The 21,339-nt window shown below is 73.9% G+C and carries 25 protein-coding genes; 12 read left to right on the forward strand and 13 right to left on the reverse strand.

Features of this window, described 5'->3' with window-relative positions; all coding sequences use genetic code 11:
- Nucleotides 1-5: 5 nt before the first annotated feature.
- The 6 genes from paaE to C8E97_RS32925 are packed head-to-tail and all read right to left on the reverse strand — an operon-like array spanning nt 6 to nt 4,147.
- A complete protein-coding gene (gene paaE / locus C8E97_RS32900; protein WP_121010124.1) occupies nt 6-1,040 on the reverse strand; it encodes a 1,2-phenylacetyl-CoA epoxidase subunit PaaE in 1,035 nt (344 codons plus the stop codon).
- The gene (gene paaD / locus C8E97_RS32905) at nt 1,040-1,531 is read right to left on the reverse strand and encodes a 1,2-phenylacetyl-CoA epoxidase subunit PaaD (RefSeq protein ID WP_121010127.1); all 492 of its coding nucleotides are present in this window, start codon (nt 1,529-1,531) and stop codon (nt 1,040-1,042) included. The genes paaE and paaD overlap by 1 nt, the downstream gene beginning before the upstream one ends.
- A complete protein-coding gene (gene paaC / locus C8E97_RS32910) occupies nt 1,525-2,406 on the reverse strand; it encodes a 1,2-phenylacetyl-CoA epoxidase subunit PaaC (protein WP_121010131.1) in 882 nt (293 codons plus the stop codon). Before paaC ends, paaD begins: the two co-directional genes overlap by 7 nt.
- Nucleotides 2,403-2,687, reverse strand: a complete 285-nt coding sequence (gene paaB / locus C8E97_RS32915) for a 1,2-phenylacetyl-CoA epoxidase subunit PaaB (protein ID WP_121010134.1) — start codon at nt 2,685-2,687, stop codon at nt 2,403-2,405. Before paaB ends, paaC begins: the two co-directional genes overlap by 4 nt.
- Entirely contained in the window at nt 2,684-3,619 is a 936-nt protein-coding gene (gene paaA, locus C8E97_RS32920) for a 1,2-phenylacetyl-CoA epoxidase subunit PaaA (protein ID WP_121010137.1), read from the reverse strand. Before paaA ends, paaB begins: the two co-directional genes overlap by 4 nt.
- Nucleotides 3,620-3,661: 42 nt before the next feature.
- Nucleotides 3,662-4,147 (reverse strand): DUF3592 domain-containing protein, encoded by a 486-nt coding sequence (locus C8E97_RS32925; RefSeq protein WP_121012867.1) that lies wholly within the window; start codon nt 4,145-4,147, stop codon nt 3,662-3,664.
- A gap of 12 nt (nt 4,148-4,159) precedes the next feature.
- Here C8E97_RS32925 and C8E97_RS32930 point away from each other — a divergent pair, with 12 nt between their 5' ends.
- Genes C8E97_RS32930 through C8E97_RS32940 form a run of 3 tightly spaced genes read left to right on the forward strand, consistent with a single transcriptional unit; the run spans nt 4,160 to nt 7,126 of the window.
- A complete protein-coding gene (locus C8E97_RS32930; RefSeq protein ID WP_121010140.1) occupies nt 4,160-5,428 on the forward strand; it encodes an isochorismate synthase in 1,269 nt (422 codons plus the stop codon).
- Nucleotides 5,429-5,472: 44 nt separating this feature from the next.
- Nucleotides 5,473-6,027 carry an RNA polymerase sigma factor gene (locus C8E97_RS32935; RefSeq protein WP_246019304.1) on the forward strand — a complete coding sequence of 185 codons (555 nt, stop codon included), beginning with the start codon at nt 5,473-5,475 and terminating at the stop codon, nt 6,025-6,027.
- Nucleotides 6,020-7,126: a CU044_5270 family protein gene (locus C8E97_RS32940; protein ID WP_121010146.1), complete on the forward strand. Its 1,107-nt coding sequence runs from the start codon at nt 6,020-6,022 to the stop codon at nt 7,124-7,126. The genes C8E97_RS32935 and C8E97_RS32940 overlap by 8 nt, the downstream gene beginning before the upstream one ends.
- Nucleotides 7,127-7,217: 91 nt before the next feature.
- On the opposite strand, the gene C8E97_RS32945 is transcribed toward C8E97_RS32940, so the two are convergent.
- Nucleotides 7,218-8,714 carry a M1 family metallopeptidase gene (locus C8E97_RS32945; protein WP_121010149.1) on the reverse strand — a complete coding sequence of 499 codons (1,497 nt, stop codon included), beginning with the start codon at nt 8,712-8,714 and terminating at the stop codon, nt 7,218-7,220.
- 58 nt (nt 8,715-8,772) lie between these two features.
- On the reverse strand, nt 8,773-10,392 hold the full coding sequence (gene menD / locus C8E97_RS32950) for a 2-succinyl-5-enolpyruvyl-6-hydroxy-3-cyclohexene-1-carboxylic-acid synthase (RefSeq protein ID WP_121010152.1): 1,620 nt from the start codon (nt 10,390-10,392) through the stop codon (nt 8,773-8,775).
- 162 nt (nt 10,393-10,554) lie between these two features.
- Here menD and C8E97_RS32955 point away from each other — a divergent pair, with 162 nt between their 5' ends.
- The 4 genes from C8E97_RS32955 (at nt 10,555) to C8E97_RS32970 (ending at nt 14,774) form a co-directional block, all read left to right on the forward strand.
- A complete protein-coding gene (locus C8E97_RS32955; protein WP_121010155.1) occupies nt 10,555-11,466 on the forward strand; it encodes a 1,4-dihydroxy-2-naphthoyl-CoA synthase in 912 nt (303 codons plus the stop codon).
- Nucleotides 11,467-11,473: 7 nt separating this feature from the next.
- The gene (menE, locus tag C8E97_RS32960) at nt 11,474-12,517 is read left to right on the forward strand and encodes an o-succinylbenzoate--CoA ligase (protein ID WP_121010158.1); all 1,044 of its coding nucleotides are present in this window, start codon (nt 11,474-11,476) and stop codon (nt 12,515-12,517) included.
- 138 nt (nt 12,518-12,655) lie between these two features.
- The gene (locus C8E97_RS32965) at nt 12,656-13,852 is read left to right on the forward strand and encodes a hypothetical protein (protein WP_121010161.1); all 1,197 of its coding nucleotides are present in this window, start codon (nt 12,656-12,658) and stop codon (nt 13,850-13,852) included.
- Nucleotides 13,853-13,901: 49 nt separating this feature from the next.
- On the forward strand, nt 13,902-14,774 hold the full coding sequence (locus C8E97_RS32970; protein ID WP_121010164.1) for a 1,4-dihydroxy-2-naphthoate polyprenyltransferase: 873 nt from the start codon (nt 13,902-13,904) through the stop codon (nt 14,772-14,774).
- Nucleotides 14,775-14,835: 61 nt separating this feature from the next.
- Here C8E97_RS32970 and C8E97_RS32975 read toward each other — a convergent pair whose 3' ends face one another.
- Both C8E97_RS32975 and cds1 read right to left on the reverse strand, forming a co-directional pair.
- Nucleotides 14,836-15,228 carry a hypothetical protein gene (locus tag C8E97_RS32975; protein ID WP_121010167.1) on the reverse strand — a complete coding sequence of 131 codons (393 nt, stop codon included), beginning with the start codon at nt 15,226-15,228 and terminating at the stop codon, nt 14,836-14,838.
- A 122-nt stretch (nt 15,229-15,350) separates the two neighbouring features.
- On the reverse strand, nt 15,351-16,400 hold the full coding sequence (gene cds1, locus C8E97_RS32980) for an L-cysteine desulfhydrase Cds1 (protein ID WP_281275487.1): 1,050 nt from the start codon (nt 16,398-16,400) through the stop codon (nt 15,351-15,353).
- Nucleotides 16,401-16,480: 80 nt separating this feature from the next.
- Here cds1 and C8E97_RS32985 point away from each other — a divergent pair, with 80 nt between their 5' ends.
- The 3 genes from C8E97_RS32985 to C8E97_RS32995 all read left to right on the forward strand — a co-directional run bounded on the left by C8E97_RS32985 (nt 16,481) and on the right by C8E97_RS32995 (nt 18,194).
- Complete coding sequence (locus tag C8E97_RS32985; protein ID WP_246019305.1) at nt 16,481-17,461, forward strand: ADP-ribosylglycohydrolase family protein; 981 nt, start codon at nt 16,481-16,483, stop codon at nt 17,459-17,461.
- A gap of 98 nt (nt 17,462-17,559) precedes the next feature.
- On the forward strand, nt 17,560-17,898 hold the full coding sequence (locus tag C8E97_RS32990; protein WP_121010172.1) for a PadR family transcriptional regulator: 339 nt from the start codon (nt 17,560-17,562) through the stop codon (nt 17,896-17,898).
- Nucleotides 17,895-18,194 (forward strand): hypothetical protein, encoded by a 300-nt coding sequence (locus C8E97_RS32995; RefSeq protein WP_121010175.1) that lies wholly within the window; start codon nt 17,895-17,897, stop codon nt 18,192-18,194. The genes C8E97_RS32990 and C8E97_RS32995 overlap by 4 nt, the downstream gene beginning before the upstream one ends.
- Nucleotides 18,195-18,252: 58 nt before the next feature.
- On the opposite strand, the gene C8E97_RS33000 is transcribed toward C8E97_RS32995, so the two are convergent.
- Together C8E97_RS33000 and C8E97_RS33005 are read right to left on the reverse strand one after the other, a co-directional pair.
- On the reverse strand, nt 18,253-18,510 hold the full coding sequence (locus C8E97_RS33000) for a DUF4229 domain-containing protein (protein ID WP_281275488.1): 258 nt from the start codon (nt 18,508-18,510) through the stop codon (nt 18,253-18,255).
- A gap of 11 nt (nt 18,511-18,521) precedes the next feature.
- Nucleotides 18,522-18,989 (reverse strand): Lrp/AsnC family transcriptional regulator, encoded by a 468-nt coding sequence (locus C8E97_RS33005; RefSeq protein WP_121010181.1) that lies wholly within the window; start codon nt 18,987-18,989, stop codon nt 18,522-18,524.
- 149 nt (nt 18,990-19,138) lie between these two features.
- Between C8E97_RS33005 and C8E97_RS33010 the strand changes: the two genes are divergently transcribed.
- Nucleotides 19,139-19,357, forward strand: a complete 219-nt coding sequence (locus tag C8E97_RS33010; protein WP_425470643.1) for a BldC family transcriptional regulator — start codon at nt 19,139-19,141, stop codon at nt 19,355-19,357.
- A gap of 171 nt (nt 19,358-19,528) precedes the next feature.
- Nucleotides 19,529-19,726, forward strand: coding sequence for a hypothetical protein (locus C8E97_RS33015; protein ID WP_147455296.1), 198 nt, complete (start codon nt 19,529-19,531; stop codon nt 19,724-19,726).
- A 42-nt stretch (nt 19,727-19,768) separates the two neighbouring features.
- Here the strand turns inward: C8E97_RS33015 and C8E97_RS33020 are convergent, their stop codons facing one another.
- Nucleotides 19,769-21,301 carry a nucleotide-binding protein gene (locus tag C8E97_RS33020; RefSeq protein ID WP_121010187.1) on the reverse strand — a complete coding sequence of 511 codons (1,533 nt, stop codon included), beginning with the start codon at nt 21,299-21,301 and terminating at the stop codon, nt 19,769-19,771.
- Nucleotides 21,302-21,339 lie beyond the last annotated feature (38 nt).

The raw sequence follows: 21,339 nt of genomic DNA on the forward strand, positions 1-21,339 counted from the left end.
GTGGGTCAGGCGTCGTAGTCGACCGTGACCGACGGCGTCAGCGGCACCGCCTGGCAGGTCAGCACGAAGCCCTCGGCCACCTCGCGCGGCTCCAGGGCGTAGTTCCGCCGCATGTCGACCGCCCCGGACAAGACCCGCGCCCGGCACGTGCCGCACACCCCGCCCTTGCACGCGAACGGCAGGTCGGCGCGCACGCGTTGGGCCGCGTCGAGGATCGGCGTGCCGGCCGGCAGGGGCACGGTCGTCGTGCGGCCGTCCAGCACCACCACCGCCTCGGCCGGCGCGGCGCTCGACTCCTCGGCCCGGCGCGGCGGCGGTGGCGGCTCGTCCACGTAGAACAGCTCGCGGTGCACGGTCGACGGGTCCGCGCCGAGCGACGACAGCACCTCCTCCGCCTCCCGCACCATCCCGTAGGGCCCGCACAGCCACCACTGGTCGACGGACCGGAACGGCACGACGGTGGCGCACAGCGCCCGGAGCTTCGCCCCGTCCAGCCGACCGCTGAACAGCTCCACGTCCCGCGGCTCCCGCGACAGCACGTGCACGAGCTGGAACCGCGCCGGGTAGCGGTCCTTCAGGTCGGCCAGCTCGTCCGCGAACATCACGGTGTCCGCCCGCCGGTTGCCGTACAGCAGGGTCACCCGCGCGCCGTCCGCGAGCACCGTGGCCGCGATGGAGAGCGCGGGCGTGATGCCCGAGCCGGCGACGACCAGGCCGTGGTGCCCGCCCCCGTCCGGCGCGAAGTTCCCCGCCGGCGGCAGGACCTCCAGCACGTCGCCGCACCGCACCCGGTCGACCAGGTGCTCGGAGAACAGCCCGCCGTCGACCCGCCGCACCCCGATCCGCGGCGGCGAGCCGACGGGCGCGCAGATCGAGTACGAGCGCCGCTGCTCGCCCATCCGCAGCGTCAGGTACTGCCCGGCGCGAAAGGCGAACGCGTCCGCCAGCTCGTCGGGCACGTCGAAGGTCACCGCGACGGCGTCCTCGCACAGCCGGTCGACGGCGGCCACGGTCAGCTCGTGGAACACCGGCCGCGCCATCAGATCTCCTTGACGTGCTCGAAGGGTTCGGCGCAGTCCGCGCACCGCCGCAGCGCCTTGCACGCCGTCGAGCCGAACCGGGACAGCTCGGTGGTCCGGGTCGACCCGCACCGGGGGCAGGCGACCCGCCGCGCCGGCGGCACGAGGTTCAGCGGCACCGGGCCGGCGGCGCGCGGCCCGAGGCGCGCCGGCGGCGCGATGCCGGCGGCCGCGAGCTTCCGCCTGCCCTCCTCGCTGATCCAGTCCGTGGTCCACGCGGGCGTGAGCGACAGCCGCACCTCGACGTCGGCGTACCCGGCGGCGCGCAGCGACCGGCGCAGGTCCGCGCCCATCTCCTCGATCGCGGGGCACCCCGAGTAGGTGGGCGTGATGGTCACCAGCACCCGCCCGTCCGCCTCGACCACGTCCCGCAGCACGCCGAGGTCGGCCAGCGTCAGCACCGGCAGCTCCGGGTCGGGTACCCGCGAGGCGACCTCCAGCGCGGTCACCACGTCGCACCCGGCAGCGACCGGTGGACGTGCTGTAGCTCGGCCAGCAGGTAGCCCATCGCCTCGGTGTGCACGCCGTCGCGCCCCGCCCGCCCGGCGACCCGCGCGGCGGGCACGGGTTCCGGGCGGGTCAGCCCGGCGGCCCGGAACACCTCGGCCAGCACGCCGTCCACTTCGGACCGGAGCGGGGCCGGGTCGACGCCCAGCCGCAGCTCCACCGCGTGCCCGGTGAACAGCTCGTCCAGGTAGGGCCACACCCGCCGCACCCCGGCGCGCATCCGCTCGTGCGACTCGGGCGTGCCGTCGCCGAGCCGCACGACCCACTGCGCCGCGTGGTCGCGGTGGTAGGCCAGCTCCTTCAGCCCCTTGGCGGCGACCGCGGCCACCACCGGGTCGGCGAACGCCCGCAGCCGCCCGTACTGCGCGACCTTCCACGACGAGAACACCAGCAGCCGCGCCATCGTGGTCGCGAAGTCGCCGCCCGCGCGCGGACCGCACTCGATCTCGGCGAGGTGCACGTTGCGGAACTCGCGCTCGTCGCGCAGGTACGCCAGCGCGTCCTCGTCCCGACCCGCGCCCTCGACCTCGCCCGCCCGCGTCAGCAGCAGCCGGGCCTGGCCGAGCAGGTCGAGGGCGATGTTGGCGAGCGCCACGTCCTCCTCCAGCTCGGGCGCGCGGGAGCACCACTCGGCCAGCCGCTGGGCCAGCACCAGCGCGTCGTCGCCGAGCATCAGGCAGTAGGCGAACAGGTCGTCCCGGTCCACAGTGGACGGTACGGCGCGGTCGACGCCGGGCAGCGGCTCCGCGAACCCCGTCCCGAACGCCCAGTGCGCGTCCTCCTGGTCGACCAGCGACCCGTAGGCGTTGTCGAAGCTCATAGGTGCGGCACGTCCTCGGGTATCGCGTAGAACGTCGGGTGCCGGTACACCTTGTCGCCGCTCGGCGCGAAGAACGGGTCCTTCTCGTCCGGCGACGACGCGGTGATCTCCGCGGCCGGCACGACCCAGATCGACACGCCCTCGTTGCGCCGCGTGTAGACGTCACGGGCGTTGCGCAGCGCCATCTCCGCGTCCGGCGCGTGCAACGACCCGACGTGCACGTGGTTGAGCCCGCGCTTGCCGCGGACGAACACCTCCCACAACGGCCACGACCCGCTCATGCCGCGCCCTCCCGGACCTCGCGGCGCTTGGCGGCGTGCGCCGCGGCGGCGGCACGCACCCACTCGCCGTCCTCGTGCGCCTTGCGCCGGTGCGCGACGCGCTGCGCGTTCGCGGGCCCGTTGCCCTGCACGACCTGCCAGAACTCGTCCCAGTCCGGCTGGCCGAAGTCGTAGTGCCCGCGCTCCTCGTTCCACCGCAGCGCCGGGTCGGGCAGCGTCACGCCCAGTTTCTCGGCCTGCGGCACGGTCATGTCCACGAACTTCTGCCGCAGCTCGTCGTTGGTGTTGCGCTTGATCCGCCACGCCATCGACCGCTCGGTGTTGGCGCTCTCGGCGTCCGGCGGGCCGAACATCATCAGCGACGGCCACCAGAACCGGTCCACCGACTCCTGCACGAGGGCGCGCTGGGCGTCCGTGCCGCGCATCATCGTCATCAGCAGCTCGTAGCCCTGCCGCTGGTGGAACGACTCCTCCTTGCAGATCCGGATCATCGCCCGCGCGTACGGCCCGTAGGACGTCCGGCACAGCGGGACCTGGTTGCAGATGGCCGCGCCGTCCACGAGCCAGCCGATGGTGCCGACGTCGGCGTAGGACAGCGTCGGGTAGTTGAAGATCGAGGAGTACTTCTGCCGCCCGGAGATCAGGTTCCCGGTCAGCTCGGCCCGGTCCGCGCCCAGCGTCTCGGCCGCGGCGTACAGGTAGAGCCCGTGGCCCGCCTCGTCCTGGACCTTGGCGAGCAGGATCGCCTTGCGGCGCAGCGACGGCGCGCGGCTGATCCAGTTGCCCTCCGGCTGCATCCCGATGACCTCGGAGTGCGCGTGCTGCGCGATCTGCCGGATCAGCGTCCGGCGGTACCCGTCCGGCATCCAGTCGCGCGGCTCGACGCGGTGCTCCGCCGCCACGGTGCGCTCGAACTCCGCCTCCAGGTCCATGCGGCCGATGTTACACCTGGAGGCGGTTTTCGGGAACAAGTGTCACAAGCGCCGGCGGACCCACCAGGACAGGGGCAGCAGCACCGCCCACACGGCGAGCAGGAACGTCGAGATCGGCAGGATCGCCAGCGTCCAGGTGCGCTCGGCCACCCGCGCCAGCTCCGGGTCGGCGGTGTCGTACTCGATGCGCACGAGCTGACCGGGCTCCAGCCCCTCCGGGTACAGCACGCCCTGCGACGGGCTGTGCACCGCGCCGTCCGGGGTCGCGAACCGCACCACCGTCCGCTGGTACGAGACGGACACCACCTCGGCGGTCGCCTTGCCCAGCCGCCGCTCGATCGCCAGGTCGTCCCGCAGGCACGCGGCCAGCAGGATCACGCCGATCAGCGTCACCACCGAGCCGAGGACCAGCAGCGCCCGCGCGACCAGCAGCCCGACCTTCCGGCGACGACCGGTCCGCACCGCGTTGTCCACCACAACCGAGCAGTCTAGGGCCGCCCGGACGCGGTACCTCAGCCGCGAGTCCATACCCTCGGTCACGTGACCACAGCTCCCGCCTCCCGTGCCCGGCACCGGCTGGGCGTCCACTCCAGGCGCGTCGCCGACGCGGGTCTGCTGGGCAGGCTGCCCGCCCCGACGGGCGCGCTGGCCTGGGTGCGGGACGGCGCGGGGCTGGTCGGGTGGGGTGAGGCCGCCCGGTTCGAGGTGTCCGGACCGGACCGGTTCGCCGCCGCCGACCGCTGGTGGCGCGAGTTCACCGCGGCGCTGGAGGTGCGCGACGAGGTGGGCGTGCCGGGCAGCGGTCCCGTGGCGTTCGTCTCCCTGGCGTTCGCCGACCGGCCCGGCCACTCGGTGCTGGTCGTGCCCGAGGTGGTGGCCGGTGTGCGTGACGGCGAGGCGTGGGTCACCACGATCGGCGGCCGGCCGGGCGCGCACGGCGGGCCGCGGGACACCGCGCTCCCCGGCGTCACGGAGGTGCGGCCGGTGCGCCGCCCGTCGTCGGTGCGGTACACCGACGGCCGGTTCCCCGTGCCGGCCTACCGCGAGGCCGTGCGCGCCGCCGTGGCCCGGATGCGGGCGGGCGAGCTGGCCAAGGTGGTGCTCGCGCACGACGTGCTCGCGGTCGCCGACAGCCCCATCGACGAGCGGTTCGTGCTGGAGGGCCTGGCCCGCCGCTACCAGGGGTGCTGGGTGTACGCGGTGGACGGGCTGGTCGGCGCGACGCCCGAGCTGCTGCTGCGGCGCTCCGGCGCGGTCGTCGACTCGCGGGTGCTCGCGGGCACCACGTGGCCCCGCGCCGGGGTGCCCGACGACGACCTGGCGGCGGCCCTGCTGGCGTCCGGGAAGGACCTGGCGGAGCACGAGTACGCGGTCCGCTCGCTGACCGACGCGCTGCGGCCGTTCTGCGCCGCGATGTCCGTCGACGGCCCGTCGGTGCTGCGGCTGCCGAACGTGTCGCACCTGTCCAGCGACGTCGTCGGCACCCTGAGCGGCACGCCGTCGCTGCTGCGGCTGGGCGAGGCGCTGCACCCCACGGCGGCCGTCGGCGGCACGCCGCGCGCGGCGGCGGTGGCCGTCATCGAGGAGTTGGAGGGCATGGACCGGGGCCGGTACGCGGGCCCGGTGGGGTGGGTCGACGGCAACGGCGACGGCGAGCTGGGCGTCGCGCTGCGGTGCGCGCGGGTCGAGGGCCGGACCGCGCGGCTGTTCGCCGGCTGCGGGCTGGTCGCCGACTCCGACCCCGACGCGGAGGTGCGCGAGGCGCACGCCAAGACGCAGCCGCTGCGCGAAGCACTCGAAGGTCCGTGACGGAGGTCACGGGGACGCCGGGCGGCCGGTCGGTCGATCGGTGTGTGACCACAGCACTGGAAAGGCCCCCGGACTTGCGCGGGCCGGACGCCGCCGCCGCGTTCGCCGAGCTGTTCGACGCGCACGCGCGGCGGCTGCGCGGTTACCTGGCCGGCCGGGTCGGCGAGTCGACCGCCGACGACCTGGTGGCCGAGACGTTCCTGGTCGCCCTGCGGCGGCGGCACAGCTACGACCCGGAGCGCGCACCGGTCAAGGGGTGGCTGTACGGCATCGCGACGAACCTGATGCGCGAGCACCTGCGCCGGGAGACGCGCGGTCGCCGGGCCGGCCTGCGGTCGGTCGGCCGCCCGGAACCGGACCACGGGGCGTTCGTCGCCGACCGGGTGGACGCGCAGCGCGCGTCCGCCGCGATCGCGCAGGCGCTGACCGAGCTGCGCGACGAGGACCGCGACGCGCTGCTGCTCACGTCCTGGGCCGGTCTCACCCCCTCCGAGGTCGCCGAGGCCATCGGTGAACCCGCCAGCACCGTCCGCTCCCGCCTGCACCGGGTCCGGACCCGCCTGCAAGCCCTGCTCACCGAGGAGAACCGCGATGCGTGAACTCGACGACGCACTCGACAGCATCAACCACGCCGCGCGCACCGCCGAGCCGTCGCTGGACGACATCCGGGCCCGCGTGCTGGCCGCCGCGGCCACCGGGCAGGCCCCCCGCCGCTCCCGCCCGACGCGGTGGCTCCTCCCCGTCTCCGCCGCCGCGGCGGCCGCGCTCATCGCCGGTGTCGTCGTGACCAACGGGGTCGGGCGGCCGGACGCGGGCGGCGGCACCGCGGCGACCGCGCCGGGCACCTCGGCGTCCGTGCCCGCCATGGCGCTGCTGTCCGCCCACGAGGTGCTGAACAACGCCGCCGACGCGATCAAGACCGTCGACCCGCAGCTCGCGCCCGGCCAGTACCGCTACATCGACGAGCACGCCTGGTACGAGCGCGGCACGCAGTTCGGCGTGCCCGTCGACGCGCCCGACCAGACCGTCAAGGGCTTCAGCTACTCGAAGGAGGTCCGCCGCGAGGTCTGGATCCCGCAGGACCAGTCCGGGGAGTGGCTGGAGAAGCGGAGTTGGCTGCCCGGCGTGAAGTGGCTCGGCGGCAACGTCCCGAGGTCCGAGGCGCCCGAGCCGACGGCGATCGACACCGACACCGGTGAGCGGCGTGGCAAGTGCGGCAACTTCTTCCCCGACTCCGGGGGCGCGAAGTCCTGCGGCGACCCGACCGACTGGAACAACCCCGCCTTCTACGCCAACCTGCCGCGCGACCCGCAGGCCCTGGTCGAGTACCTGCGGGAGAGCACCGCGCACCGCGGCTCGACGCCGGCCGTGATGTTCCACTGGGGCGTGGAGATCCTGCGCGCCGGCCTCATGCCCGCCGACCTGCGCGCCTCCTGGTACCGGGCGCTGGCGCAGCTCGACGGCGTCCGGGTCTACGAGGCCGCGGCCACCCTCGACGGCCGGACCGGCACGGCGATCGGCATCGAGGACGAGAAGGAGCGCCGCGACCTGATCGTCGACCCCGCCACCGGCGAGTTCATCGGCGAGCGCACCGTGGCCGGCCCGAAGCCGCACTACGCGTGGGTCGAGCCCGGCACCGTGACCTCGTCCAGCTCCATCACCACGAAGGTCGTGGACGGCATCGGCCGGACCGGCTGACCCGCCCGGTGAAGACCGTGGCCGCGTCCGTCGGGGGACGCGGCCACGGGTGTTCCCGGCGGGGTCCGCCCGGCGGCGGGGCCCCGTGCGCTCAGTGCGCGTGCCCGGCCGCGAGCAGCTCGTGCGTCTCGCGGATCTTCCGGTACGACGGCGGCTCGGCCACCGCGCCCGCGGTCGCGAACGTCGCGCCGCCCGGCCCCACCGCGGGCTTGCCCTTGGTGAACAGCCACGTGCGGAACAGCTCGTCGAGCTGCTGCCCCGACACCCGCTCGGCCAGCGCGATGAACTCCTCGATGGTCGCGGTGCCGTACTTCTTCGCCTGCGTCCACCGCTTGAGCAGGGTGAAGAACGCCTCGTCGCCCACCGCGACCCGCAGCGCGTGCACGGCGAGCGCGCCCCGGTCGTACACCGCGCCGTGGAACTGGTCGGCCGCGCCGGGGTCGCCGGGCAGGACGTTCCAGAACTCGTCCGTCGCCGGGTGGGAGTCGTAGACGTACTGGGCGTTCTCCTGCGCCGTGCCCTCGCCCACGTGCTCCGACCACAGGAACTCGGCGTAGCTCGCGAAGCCCTCGTTCAGCCAGATGTCCCGCCAGCGGTGCACCGACACCGAGTCGCCGAACCACTGGTGCGCGTTCTCGTGCGCCACGACGTAGGTGTTCGCGCCGCGGCGGAAGAACGCCGGGTCGTAGGTCGACCGCGTCTGGTTCTCCAGCGCGAACCCGATGCCGGGCGCGACCACGCCGCCCTGCGCCTCGAACGGGTAGGGGCCGAAGCTCTCCTCCAGGAACTCGACCACCTCGGGGGTGCGCTCGATGCTGGCCTTGGCCGCGCTGTCGTCCGCGCCGAGGTTCAGCGAGTAGGCGTTGACCACCGGTTGGCCGTTCGGCGCGGTGGAGTGCCGCACGTCGAACTGGCCGATCGCCACGTAGGCGAGGTACGGGGCCTGCGGCTTGACGCTGCGCCAGCGCCAGCGCGTCCAGCCGTTGATCTGCTTGGCGGTCCCGTTGAACAGGCCGTTGGAGAGCACCTCGACGCCGTCCGGCACGGCCACCGAGACGTCGAACGTGGCCTTGTCCGTCGGGTGGTTGTTGCTGGGGAACCACCACGGCGCGATGTCCGGCTCGTCGATCGCGAGCGCGCCGTCGGGGGTGCGCTTCCAGATCGACACGCCGCCGACCTGGTGGCTCGACGGCACGTCCGAGTACGTCACGACGATCGTCAGCTCGGAGCCCTTCCGGAGCTCGCCCCTCGGGTCGACGACCAGCTCGCCGCCCTCCTGCGTGAACCCGGCGACCCGGTTGTTCACCCGGACCGAACCGACCTTCAGCAGGAAGTCCAGGTTGAACCGGTTCAGGTCCTGGGTCGTCCTCGCCAGGATCGTCGCGGTGCCGGAAAGGAGGTCCGTGGCCGGTTGGTAGTTCAGCCTGAGGTCGTAGTGGGAAACGTCGTAACCGCCGTTGCCCGCATTCGGGTAGTAGGGGTCCCCGATGCCCGGCGAGCCCGGTTGCGCGGCGGACGCCGTGCCGGTCAACAACAGCAGTGTCGCCGCGGTGGCGGTGCCCAGCGTGAGCTTCGATCTCGGTGACATGGAGGGCAAGCTAGCTCCCGCGCCCGGCGCGGCTGTACCCCCGTCCGGCGGTTCCTGGCTAGTGGAATGCGGTTGACACCGCCGACTTCAGGCGGTGGTGCAGATCGCGCAATTCGGTGCGGTCCGCGCGGATTTCCACCACGCGGATTCCGCGCGGGACGCCCAGCGCGCGGCGCAGCTCGTCGGCGTTCTCGACCCTGGTGTGCGGCACGTGGTGCGCGGCGCACAGGGCGGCCAGGTCGACGCCGTGCGGCGTGCCGAAGACCCGTTCGAACGCGGACGCGTGCTCGGGCGCGCCCTGCTCCAGCAGCGTGAAGATGCCGCCGCCGTCGTCGTTGAGGACCACCACGGTCAGGTCGGGGCGCGGCTCGTCCGGGCCGATCAGCAGGCCGTTGGTGTCGTGCAGGAACGTCAGGTCGCCTATCAGGGCGACGGTGGGGCCGCGGGTCAGCGCGATGCCCGCCGCCGTCGAGACGCTGCCGTCGATGCCCGCGACGCCCCGGTTGGCGTGCACCCGGATGTCGTGGCGCGGCGCGGCCACCAGGTCCACGTCGCGCACCGGGTTCGACGAGCCGAGGAACAGGTTGGTGTGCGCGGGCAGCGCCTCGACCAGGTCCTTCGCCACCTGGAGGCCGGTCGGCCAGCGCTCCTTGGCGAGCAGCTCGTCCACCACGTCGGCGGCGGCCTTGTCGGCGTGCTGCCAGGCGGTCAGCCACTCGTCGTCCACCTCGTGCTCGCCCAGGACCAGGGCCGTCGAGGTGTGCGTGGCGGTGAACTGCGGGTCCGGCCAGTCCGGCTGGTCGGACAGCACGTGGACGACGCCCGTGTCGGCGATGAGCCGCATGACGCCGCGCGACAGGGTGGGGCGACCCACCACCACCACGGCGTCCGGCCGCAGCTCGTCGGGCAGCTCTCCCGCGTTGAGCAGCAGCGTCCCGTGGCGGAGGCCGTGCGCGGTGGGTTCGGCGATCACCGGCCAGCCCGCGCGGTCGGCGAGGTCGGTGACGTCGTCCGCGGTGTCGCCGACGACGACCAGCGTGCGGGGGCCGAGGTGGTCGGCGGCGTGCAGGGACGTCGTGGTCCTGGCCGCCACGCGCGTCCAGGGCATGTCGAACGGCCGCCCGTCGAGTGGTTCGAGCCACTCCGTGTCATCGGGCACCAAGGGCTCCCGGAACGGGATGTTGACGTGCACCGGCCCCTGTTCGCGGGCGCTCGCGACGGCTCGGCAGACCAGGGAGCGCCACAGGCCGTTCTGGCCGGCGCGGCGCTCGGCGATGGGGAACTGGAGGGTGTCGAGGCCGAAGACGCGCTGCTGGTCGACGGTCTGGCTCGCGCCCGTCCGGTACAGCTCGACGGGGCGGTCGGCGGTGAGGGCGATGAGCGGCACGCGGGCGTGGCGCGCCTCCAGCACGGCGGGGTGCAGGTTCGCGACCGCGGTGCCGGAGGTGCAGGTCACGGCCGTGACGTCGCCGCTGCCCTTGGCGAGGCCCAGCGCGAGGAAGCCCGCGCTGCGCTCGTCGACCCGGACGTGGAGGGTGAGCCGTCCGGCTGCCGCGGCCTCGGCCAAGGCGAACGACAGCGGAGCGTTGCGCGATCCGGGGCTCAGCACGACGTGCCGGACGTCGTTGCGGACGAGTTCGTCGACAAGCACCCTGGCCTGCGCGGTGGACGGATTCACCCGAACATTGTCGCTCAGTCCACGAACCGGTGATTCCGCTTGCTGAGTCGAACACGTGTTCGATGATCCACCCGGAGGCGGTCACTCAGCGCAAACACCGCCGCCACGCCCGCCGGCGGGCTGGGCCCCTCTCAGGTTCGGCGCGGGCCTATTGTCCGTGCCGTGGCAGATCACGGCGTCTCCGAGCTGTTCGACCCGACCCGCTGGCAGCCGGTCGAGGGGTTCGACTTCACCGACATCACGTACCACCGCGCCGTCGACCAGGGCACGGTGCGCATCGCGTTCCACCGGCCCGAGGTGCGCAACGCGTTCCGCCCGCACACGGTCGACGAGCTGTACCGCGCGCTGGACCACGCCCGGATGAGCCCGGACGTCGGCTGCGTCCTGCTCACCGGCAACGGCCCGTCGCCGCGTGACGGCGGCTGGGCGTTCTGCTCGGGTGGCGACCAGCGCATCCGGGGCCGCAGCGGCTACCAGTACGCGTCCGGCGAGACCGCGGAGACCGTGGACCCGGCCCGCGCCGGCCGGCTGCACATCCTGGAGTGCCAGCGCCTGATCAGGTTCATGCCGAAGGTGGTCATCGCGGTGGTGCCGGGCTGGGCGGCCGGCGGCGGGCACAGCCTGCACGTGGTGTGCGACCTCACCCTGGCGAGCGAGGAGCACGCGAGGTTCAAGCAGACCGACGCCGACGTCGGCAGTTTCGACGGCGGTTACGGGTCGGCGTACCTGGCGCGCCAGGTCGGCCAGAAGTTCGCGCGCGAAATCTTCTTCCTGGGCCGCACGTACGGCGCCGCCGAAATGCACCGGATGGGCGCGGTGAACGCCGTGGTGCCGCACGCCGAACTGGAGGACACCGCCCTGGAATGGGCGAAGGAGATCAACGGCAAATCGCCGACCGCGCAGCGCATGTTGAAATACGCCTTCAACCTCATCGACGACGGCCTGGTGGGGCAGCAGCTCTTCGCCGGTGAAACCACCCGCCTCGCCTACATGACGGACGAGGCGGTGGAGGGCAGGGACGCCTTCCTGGAAAAGCGACCGCCGGACTGGTCCGACTACCCGTACTACTACTGACCGCGCCATGACGAGCCTCGACGAACTGCGCCGAGCCCTGTCCCGCACGCCGACCGGCGGCGACCCGGCCCACCGCTCCTGGGAGGACGCGGCGGCGCTGGCGGTCGGCACCTCCGGGTCGACCGGCGAGCCGAAGGAGGTGCTGCTGTCCGCGTCGGCCCTGACCACCTCGGCCGAGCTGACCCACGCGCGCCTGGGCGGTCCGGGCACGTGGCTGCTGGCCCTGCCCACCACGCACATCGCCGGCATCCAGGTCCTGGTCCGCTCCCTCGTCGCGGGCACCGAGCCGGGCGTCCTGGACCTGGCGGCTGGCTTCCGCGCGTCGGGCTTCGCCACCGCGGCCCGCGCCGTCCTGGCCCGGCCGGGCAGGCACTACACGGCCCTGGTGCCGACCCAGCTGGCCCGCCTGGTCGCGACCGACGGCCCCGGCCTGGCGACGGCCCGCGACTTCGACGCCGTGCTGGTCGGCGGGGCCGCCGCGCCGCCGTCCCTGCTGGCCCGCGCCCGCGCCGCGGGCGTGCGGGTGGTCACCACCTACGGCATGAGCGAGACCGCGGGCGGCTGCGTCTACGACGGCGTGCCGCTGGACGGCGTCCGGGTGCGCCTGGTCGACGGCCGCGTCGAGCTGGCCGGCCCCGTCCTGGCCCTCGGCTACCGGGGCGGCGAGCCGTTCGGCGAGTGGTTCCGGACCGGCGACCTCGGCCGGTGGGCCGACGGCAGGCTGGAGGTGCTCGGGCGGGCGGACGACGTGATCATCAGCGGCGGCGAGAACGTCTCGCCGGTCGAGGTGGAGCGCGTGCTCGCGGCCCAGCCGGGCGTGCGGGAGGCGTGCGTCGTGGGCGTGCCCGACCCGGAGTGGGGCCAGGCGGTGGTCGCCGCGGTGGTGCCGAGCGACCCGCACGCGCCGCCGTCCGCCGACCACCTCGCCGGCGCGGTCCGGGAGGCCGTCGGCCGGTCCGCGGCGCCCAAGCGGGTGGCCTTCGTGACCGCGTTGCCCGTGCGGGGACCGGGGAAAATCGATCGGGTGGCCGTGGCTCGCTCCTTCGAGTGACTTCCCCTCGGGCGGCCCGGTCCATCCGTTGACAATGGACATCCCCCGCGCTTGGCTCACCCCAGCCGTGCGGGAGGCCCCACCGCGGCACCCGCGCCGGTCGACGACGCCCTCCGCCCAGCCCGACGAGGAGTGCCGATGACGAGGCGCCACGTGTTACCGCTGGCCATCGCGGCGGTGCTCATCACCTCCGCCGCACCGCCCACCCCGGCGCAACCGGTCGGCGCGCCCGCACCCTGGCGACCGGACGTGTCCACGATCGACGCCGACGACACCGGCGTGGTCCGGGACGGGCCCGTGGTGCGCCTGGACGACGCCGCGCCGACGGTCGCCGGCACCGCCGTCCGCACCGGCCACCTCGTGCTGCCCCCGCACACCCTGGACGAGCCCGCCGACACGGTCGCCGCGACCGTCGAGGGCCGGGTGCCCGAGGGCGCGGAGGTGGCGGTCGACGTGCGCGGCGCACGCGACGGCGGCCGGTGGACGGAGTGGGCCGAGGCGCGCCCGGACGCGCCCGCCGTCCTCCCGACCGAGGTCCGCACCGTGCAGGTCCGCCTGGTCCTGTCCGCCACCGGGCGGAGCCCGGAGGTCGCCGGCCTCGCGCTGACCCCGTCCGCCGCGGGCGCGCCCACGAGGCCGGCGGGCGCGGCGGCCCTGGCGTTCCCGGTCTACGCGACCCGCGAGGGCCTGGTCGGCGGCACGACCGCCAACGGCCACGTGATCGCCGAACGGGACCACTTCGCCGCCCTGCCGTCCCGCCGCGCCCTGGCGACGAAGGACGACGGCGCCTACAGCGTCCAGGTCTGCGCCGCCAACGGCCGCTGCGCGTGGGCCCCGGTCTGGGACGTCGGCCCGTGGAACACGAAGGACGACTACTGGAACCCGCCCGACACCCGCGAGATGTGGCGCGACCTGCCGCAGGGCAAGCCGCAGGCGCAGGCCGCCCACCAGGACGGCTACCACGGGGGCAAGGACGAGACGGGGCGCGAGGTCACGAACCCGGCGGGCCTCGACCTGGCCGACGGCACCTTCTGGGACGGCCTCCGGCTCACCGGGAGCGAGTGGGTCACCGTGACCTACCTGTGGACCGGCGGCGGCCCGGTCGCCGTCGTCCGCACCGACGGCGAGCCGATGAACGTGCGCGCCGCCGCCACCACCGGGGCCGACCAGGTGGGCCTGGCGGCGAACCACGCGCAGGTCGGGGTCGAGTGCCAGGTGACCGGCGAGCCCGTCACCGGCACGCAGGGCACGTCCGACGTCTGGTTCCGGATCGCGCCGGGCAAGTTCGCGGCGAAGGCCAACGTGGCGGGCGTCGCCGAGGCCCCGCCCTGCTGAGACGCACCCCACGGGTGCGCGGGGAGATCCATGTCGGAGGATGGGCGACATGGCCACAGTCGCCCAGTGGATCTCGGGAACCCGACCGCGCACCCTGCCGAACTCCATCGCGCCCGTCCTGGTGGGCGCGGGGGCGGCGCACCACGTCGACGGCTTCGTCCCGCTCTGGTCGGCGCTGGCGCTGCTCGTGTCGGTGGCGCTCCAGATCGGGGTGAACTACGCCAACGACTACTCCGACGGCATCCGGGGGACCGACGCGCACCGCGTCGGCCCGTTCCGGCTCGTCGGCTCGGGGGCGGCGAACCCGAAGGCGGTGCGCGCGGCGGCGTTCGCGGCACTGGGCGTGGCCGCGCTGGCGGGCGCGGCGCTGATCGCGCTCAGCGGTCGCTACTGGCTGGTCGCGTTCGGCGCGGTGTGCATCGCGGGCGCGTGGTTCTACACCGGCGGGCGCAAGCCGTACGGCTACTCGGGCCTGGGCGAACTGGCCGTCTTCCTCTTCTTCGGCCCCGCCGCCGTCCTGGGCACCCTGTACGTGCAGACCGGCGAGATCACCGGCATCGGCATCGGCGGGGCGATCGCGATGGGCTCGTTCTCGACCGGCGTCATGATCGCGAACAGCCTGCGCGACATCCCGACCGACCGGGAGGCGGGCAAGCGCACCCTGGCGACCACCCTGGGCGACCGCGACTCCCGCCGCCTCTACCTGGCCCTCATCACCATCCCGTTCCTCATCACCCTGGCCATCAGCCTGCGGCAACCCCTGGCGCTGCTGGCCTTCCTGTCCCTCCCCCTGGCCGCCCTGGGCGCGCTGCGGGTGGCGAGGGGCAGCAAGGGGCCGGCCCTCATCCCCGTGCTGCAGCACACGGGCCTGGCCATGCTCCTGTGGGCCGTCATCACCACGGCCACCCTGGTCATCGCCTGACACCAGCCCTCGGGACGGCCACGCGCCGGCACGCACCGGGCACCGCACGGGTCGAGCCCACCTACCACGCGTCCTCGGTGAAGCTCATCGGCTCGTCGTCATCCCGACGCTTGGGTCGGGGCGGTGCGACCCGCGGCTCCTCGCCCCGGCACAGCGCCGCCAACCGCTCCCGGTCCTTCTCGAACGCCGCCCGCACGCCGGGGTCGTCCGCCGCCTCGCCCGACAGCACCTGCCGCCAGCTCAGGTACCCGCCGGCGATCCGCCGCTGCAACGCCTGCAACTCGGGCGACGCCTCACCCGACTTGGCGAACAGCATGACCCGCCGCACGTCCTCGGCCGACGGCTCACGGGCCGGCCGGCGCAGCACGGCCGCTTCCCGCATCGCCTGGTCCGCGGCGGCCACCGACCTGGCCAGCACGTCCTCCGCCGTCAGCACTTCCGCGGTACGCCACATGCTCACGGCAACCCCTTCCGACCCGCCGACCGGCCCGACGCACCGGTCGACGCTGCGACGCGGCGCACCCGCCCCGCGTTCCCCCCACCGCGCACTTTCCCGAAGGACCGCACCGCCACCCCTCAGGCCGACCAGGTCCCCGTGGCCCGGAACCGGGTCAACGTCGCCAGGTACGGCGCGAGGTCCATGCCCTGGGCCGCCACCCACTCGTCGTCGTAGTACGTGTTCGCGTACCGCTCACCCCCGTCGCACAGCAGCGTGACGACGCTGCCGCGCGTCCGGGACGCCCGCATCTCCGCGATCAGCTGGAACGCGCCCCACAGGTTGGTGCCGGTCGACCCGCCCACCCGGCGGCCGAGGACGTCCTCGACGTGCCGGATGGTGGCGATCGACGCCGCGTCCGGGACCTTGACCATCCGGTCGATCACCTGCCCCACGAACGAGGGCTCGACGCGCGGCCGGCCGATGCCCTCGATGCGCGAGCCGCGCGAGCCCACCAGGCCGGGGTCGCCGTCGCGCCACGCGTCGAAGAACACCGAGTGCTCCGGGTCGACGACGGCCAGCCGCGAGCGCAGCTTGCGGTAGTGGATGTAGCGGCCGATGGTCGCGCTGGTGCCGCCCGTGCCCGCGCCGACCACCACCCACTCCGGTTCCGGCGCGGCTTCCAGGGACATCTGCTGGAAGACGGACTCGGCGATGTTGTTGTTGCCGCGCCAGTCGGTGGCCCGCTCGGCGTGGGTGAACTGGTCCATGAAGTGACCGCCGAGCTCGGCGGCGAGCCGCCGGGACTCGTCGTAGATCGCGCCCGGCTCGTCCACGAAGTGGCACCGCCCGCCCTGGCGCTCGATCAGCGCCACCTTCTCCGCGCTGGTGGACCGGGGCATCACCGCGATGAACGGCAGCCCGAGCAGCCGGGCGAAGTACGCCTCGGACACGGCCGTCGAGCCCGAGGACGCCTCGATCACGGGCGTGCCGCCGACGACCCACCCGTTGCAGATGGCGTAGAGGAACAGCGACCGGGCCAAGCGGTGCTTGAGCGAGCCGGTGGGGTGGGTCGACTCGTCCTTGAGGTAGAGGTCGATCCCCCATTCGAGCGGGAGCGGGAAGTGCAGCAGGTGCGTGTCGGCGCTGCGGTTGGCGTCCGCCTCGATGATCGAGACGGCCTCGCACACCCACTCCCTGGTGCGGGAACTACATCGGTCTACCGAATTAATCACGCCGGCACGATAACTTCTACGAGGTGACCTCACGCGTGAGCAGTTCCCTCCGCGGTTGCCTGCTGGCCGGCGCGGTCGGCGACGCGCTCGGCGGCTCGATCGAGTTCGACCGCATCGACCGCATCCGGGACCGGTTCGGCCCGGCCGGCCTGACGGACTACGCGCCCGCGTACGGCAGGCTCGGCGCGATCACGGACGACACCCAGATGACCCTGTTCACGCTGGAGGGCCTGGTCCTGGCCCGACGGCGGGGCAGCGACCCCCTGCACGAGGTGCGCGTCGCCTACGGCCGCTGGCTGCGCACGCAGGGCGGGCCGGAGGTGGCGCCCGACGGGTGGCTGCTGGACGTGCCCGCGCTGCACCAGCTCCGCGCGCCGGGCAACACGTGCCTGACGGCGTTGCGGTCCGGCGTGCTGGGCACGGTCGACGCGCCGATCAACGACTCGAAGGGGTGCGGAGCGGTGATGCGCGCCGCGCCGGTGGCGCTGTGGTCCGACGACGTGCGCGAGGTGTTCATGCTGGCCGCGGCCACCGGCGCGCTCACCCACGGCCACCCCAGCGGCTACCTGTCGGCGGGTGTGCTCGCCGTGGTCGTCCGGCGGCTGCTGGACGGCGCGGAGCTGACCGACGCGATCGACGTCGCGCGCGACGAGCTACAGCGGTGGCACGGGCACGAGGAGCAGCTCGTGCTGCTGGACCTGGCCGTGGAGATGGGCACGCGCGGCGTCAGGCCCACGCCGGAGGTGATCGAGACGGCGCTCGGCGGCGGGTGGGTCGGCGAGGAGGCGCTGGCCATCGCGGTGCTCACGGCCCTGGCGGCGGAGAGCACCGCCGACGGGCTGCTGCTGGCGGTGAACCACTCCGGGGACAGCGATTCGACCGGCGCCCTGTGCGGGAACCTGCTCGGGGCGCGGGACGGCGTCGAGGCGATCCCGGAGCACTGGCTGTCCGGCCTGGAGCTCGCCGACGTCGTGGACCGCCTGGTCGCCGAGGCCGCCGAGGTGTTCGGCCGCTGACGGCGCACGGCGGCCTCGACCCGGAGCCGGGCCTCCCCTCGCGGGCGTCGCCGCGGCAACCGTGGACCGGCTCGAACTACATAGGTAGGATAAGCCGCGTGGAACCGCTGGAACGCATCGGGAAGGCCACCGTCGACGTGCTCGCGGCGCTGCTCGACGGCGACCGGCCCCGCTGGGGCCTGGAGATCATCAAGCTGACCGGCCGCCCGTCCGGCAGCGTCTACCCGCTGCTCGACCGCCTGGAACGCGCCGGGTGGGTCACCTCGACCTGGGACGACGACGCCGACCGGCGCGGACCGCGCCGCCGGATGTACGTGCTCACCCCCGAGGGCGCTCGGGAAGCGGTCAAGGTGTGCTCGGCCAGGGCCGGCGGCCACCGGGCGGGCGACCGGAACCGCGGGACCGCCACCGCCCGGCGTGCGCAGGTGTCCCGATGAGCCGCCTCGCGCTGGTCCTCGTGACGGTCGCGGCGGCGTTCCTGCCGGTCGACCGACGCGCCCGCTACCTGGAGCAGTGGCGCGCCGACGTGCTCGGCGCGGCGGAACCGGGCCTGTCACCGCTGGGCGTCGCGTTCGGCGCGCTGCGCGTGGCACGGGCCCGACGAGGCGCCGCCACGCTCCCCGTCGGCGTCCTCGCGCTCGCCCTCAGGCTGCGCGAGAGCAGGCACGTCCTCGCCGTCCTCGCGGTGCTGCTCATCGCGAACCTGGGCGGCGGCATCCTGCTGGTCTTCTGACAGCGCCCCCCGAGGGCGGACAGCCGGTCCCACCGACCAGCGGCGGCCCGACCGCCACCTACCCGGCCTCGCCCCGCAACTGGGCGCGCAGCTTCTCCCGCTCGGCCCGGCGCGCGGCCTGGCGCTCGTCCAACCCGCGGGCGACCCGCACCCGCAGGCCCCGGAACACGAACATCGAGATCGGCAGCGCGACCACCACGCCGACCGCGACGGCGACCAGCAACGGCACGTTGGCCAGCACGAGCGCCGCGGTGACCACGGCGACCATGCCCAACCGCGCGCCGACGTACAGCGTCACATCACGACCAAGGTGCACGGTTACCCAGGTTACGCGCTGCCCTCGGGAGCACCCGCCGCGGTGTTGGGACGCCCCTCGAAGCGCGTCGACAGCACGACCGTCGTCCGGGTGCGGGCCACGCCGGCGATCCGCCGCAGCCGGCTCAGGGAGCGCTCCAGGTCGTCGACGGTCGCGACGCGCACCTTCACGATGAACGACTCGTCGCCCGCCACCCGGTAGCAGGACTCCACCTCGATCAGCTCGCCCAGCGACACGGCCAGCTCGTCGTCGTCCGCGGTGTCCGTGGGGTGGATGCTGACCAGCGCCGTCACCCCCAGGCCGACGGCGCTCGGGTCGACCACCGCGTGGTAGCCGACGATGACCCCGGTCGCCTCCAGCTTGCCCACCCGCTCGTGCACGGCGGAGGCGGACAGCCCCACCTTGCGGCCCAGGTCCGCGTAGGTGGCCCGGCCGTTCTCCCGGAGTGCGGCGATGATCTGTCGATCAAGTGCGTCCACCGGCCCAGCCTAGGGCCACGGGCGGCGATGTCCGAACCGCGAACTTCGTCCCTTACTACCTCTTTACCATCACCCAAGCGTTCGAGTACCCGAAGGTCGGGATGCCACGATGCGTCCGGTACGTCTGTTCGCCACCGGGGAGGAAGACCGTGACCGTGACGCAGGGACACCAGGGGGAACGGCTGCTCACACCGGGCGAGGTGGCCAGCCTGTTCCGCGTCGACCCGAAGACGGTGACCCGCTGGGCCACCGCGGGCCGGATCGGCTCCATCCGGACGCCCGGCGGGCACCGCCGCTTCCGGGAGTCCGAGGTCCAGGCCCTGCTCTCCCAGCTGACCACCGAGGCGACCGAACCGGTCCGCCAGTGACTCCGTCCGGCGCGACCCGGATGCCGCCGTCCGGCGCGACCGGCACGCCGTCGTTCGGCCCGGAAGCCCCCGTCGGCACCGCGCCGACGCCGTCCGCCACCGCGCCCGACCCGTCCGTCGGGGAACCGGTGCGACCGTGACCCCGTTTACCTCCCGGACACGAGTAATCTCGTGGCAAAGGAGGTGGCGGCCATGCTCTACGTGTTCGCGCTGATCGGCGCGCTCACCATCGCCGTGCTGCTGTGGCGCGCGTTCGGGCCGGACCGGATCGACACCGCCGCCGGTCGCCGCGTCATCGCGCCCGACGACGACCCGGAGTTCCTGCGCAAGCTGGGTGAGCAGAGCAAGAAGCGCCCGGAAGAGGAGTGACGCGAACGGGGCCTCGCCCGAGGCCCCGGCCGCCCCGGCGGGTCAGCCGACCTTGCTCGGGAAGTCGTCCGCCACCGTCGCGGCCAGCTCAAGCAGCGCCAGCCTGGTCTCCGGCCCGAGCTTGTCCAGCTCGATCTCCGCGCCCTCCTCCAGGTGCGCGTCGAACGGGATGCGCACCACCGCGCGGCACCGCTGGGCGAAGTGCGCGGCGAGCTTGTCCAGGTCGACCTTGCCCGAGCCGGGCCGCACCGAGTTGATCACGGCGACCGACTTGGCGACCAGGTCGCGGTAGCCGTGCGCCTCCAGCCAGTCCAGCGTCGCGGCCGACGTCTGCGCGCCGTCCACCGAGCCCGACGACACGAGCACCAGCGAGTCGGCCTGGTCGAGCACGCCCTTCATCGCCGAGTGCATCAGACCGGTGCCGCAGTCGGTGAGCACGATGTTGTAGAACAGCTCCAGCAGCGACACCGTGCGCAGGTAGTCCTGGTCGCTGAACGCCTCGGACACCGCCGGGTCCTGCTCGGAGGCCAGGATCTCCAGCCGGCTCGGCGACTGCGACGTGTACGCGCGCACGTCGCTGTACTTTGTGATCCGCGAGGCGTCGCGCAGCAGGTGCCGCACGGTCGCCGTGGTCTCGCGCGGCACCTTCAGCGCCAGCGTGCCGCGGTCGGGGTTGGCGTCCACCGCGATCACGCGGTCGCCGCGCAGCGAGGAGAACGTCGAGCCGAGCGTGGTCGTGGTCGTGGTCTTGCCGACGCCGCCCTTGAGGCTCAGCATCGCGATCTTGTAGCAGCCGCGCAGCGGCTGGTTGATGCGGCCGATCAGCTCCCGCCGCCGCACGTCCGCCGGGCTCTCGCCGAGGTTGACCAGGCCGCCGGTCACGGCGTGGAGGGTCTTCCGCCAGCCCGACTGCGGCGGGCGCTTGGCGCGCTTGATCAGCTGCTGCGACGAGACGTCGTGCGCGGTGGCCTGCTGGGGCTGGGGCGACTGCTGCGGCTGGACGCTCTGCGGGAAGTTGTTCGGGAACGGACCCTGGAACCGGTGGGGCCCGGACTGGCCCGCCACCTGGTAGGCGCCCGACTGGCCGCCCACCTGGTACGGACCCGACTGGTGCCCGCCGACCTGGTGCGGCCCGGACTGGTTGCCCACCTGGTACGCGCCGGACTGGTTGCCCACCTGGTACGGCCCCGACTGGTTGCCCACCTGGTAGGAGCCGGACTGCCCGGCCACGGGGTACGACCCGGACGGCGTGCCCTGCGCCGGGAAGCCGCCGCTGGACGGACCCGTCACCGGGTAGGAACCCGACGGCGTGCCCTGCGCCGGGAAGCCGCCGCTCGACGGACCCGTCACGGGGTACGAACCCGACTGCGTCCCCTGGACGGGGAACCCGCCGCTCGACGGACCCGTCGCGGGCCCGGCCGCGGACGGGTCGAGGTACACCGTCGCCGGGTCGACGTAGTGGGCGCCCGACCCCGGCTCCACCGGGTAACCGCCCGACTGGCTCGGGTTCGGCTGCCCCTCCGCGCCCGACGGCGGCTGCCACGACGACTCAGGACTCTCGTAGCGACCGGTCACCGCTGGGGACCTCCCTGAGCAAAGCGGATCGAGCCCTC

This window comes from Saccharothrix australiensis (assembly GCF_003634935.1).
In the GTDB taxonomy this organism is placed as follows: Bacteria; Actinomycetota; Actinomycetes; order Mycobacteriales; family Pseudonocardiaceae; genus Actinosynnema; species Actinosynnema australiense.